Consider the following 268-nt stretch of genomic DNA (forward strand, 5'->3'; position numbering starts at 1 on the left):
GACTGGGTCGAACGGCCCTTGAACTGTTCCCTCGCCACCACGCGCTCGCCAACCATGGCGACACCGGTGAAGTCCGGCACTGTTGCCTCGTAGCGGCGGTAGTACGACACCAGCGACTCCATCGCGTGAGCATTCTCCTGCGTGTTGCCCCATCGCCCGTTCTTCCGCGCAGCCATCATCCAGCGCACGATCGGCCGGATCTGCTCAGGATCTACCGATGCCTTGACGAGGGAGTTGAGCACGATCGCCGTCGACCGCACATTGGAGT

The 268-nt window shown here is 63.1% G+C and carries 1 protein-coding gene; it reads right to left on the reverse strand.

Going from position 1 to position 268, the window contains the following annotated elements; all coding sequences use genetic code 11:
- The coding region (locus tag ACLJNW_RS25470) for a hypothetical protein (protein ID WP_410961402.1) at positions 1–268 on the reverse strand (268 nt) is incomplete at both ends.

The sequence above is a fragment of the Salmonella sp. SAL4457 genome, assembly GCF_046548235.1.
Lineage (GTDB): Bacteria > Pseudomonadota > Gammaproteobacteria > Enterobacterales > Enterobacteriaceae > Salmonella > Salmonella enterica.